This window comes from Paracoccus halophilus (assembly GCF_000763905.1).
In the GTDB taxonomy this organism is placed as follows: domain Bacteria; phylum Pseudomonadota; class Alphaproteobacteria; order Rhodobacterales; family Rhodobacteraceae; genus Paracoccus; species Paracoccus halophilus.
In genome coordinates this window covers 1-476 of record NZ_JRKN01000113.1, presented here as the reverse complement: position 1 = coordinate 476, position 476 = coordinate 1, and the positions used below count along the sequence as shown (strand labels likewise).

Below are 476 nucleotides of genomic sequence, written 5' to 3'. Positions count from 1 at the left end.
TCGCCGTCCTCTGAGCCTACGGTCACAATATCCGCAAGATCCTGGTCCAACTCGAAGCTCCTTTCACCCTGTTCTTTCAATTGAGCGTGGCGCGAACCGGGAACGAATAACGCCGTCAGGCTTTCTAGGGTCAGGACCCATAAGGCCGCTTGAACCCTTTGGATAGTCGTGATTCACGCCCGCAAACTACGGGGGCAACATGAGCGACTACTACTGGTTGACGGAGGCGCAGATGGAGCGTCTTCGACCGCACTTTCCGAAATCACGTGGCGTACCAAGGGTCGATGATCGGCGGGTGCTGAGTGGGATCATCTACGTCAAACGGAACGGTTTGCAGTGGCGCGACGCGCCATCGGTGTATGGCCCGCACAAGACGCTCTACAACCGGTTCGTCAGATGGTCTCGTATGGGTGTGTTCGCACGCATCTTCAAGGACTTGGCGCAACCAGGGCGAGACGGAGACACCATCATGATAG

Annotated in this window: 1 protein-coding gene; it reads left to right on the top strand. The window is 56.9% G+C overall.

The annotated features are described in order from the left end of the window. Positions 1-199 precede the first annotated feature (199 nt). On the top strand, positions 200-476 hold a 277-nt coding region (locus IT41_RS19315), incomplete at its 3' end, for an IS5 family transposase (protein ID WP_036741137.1).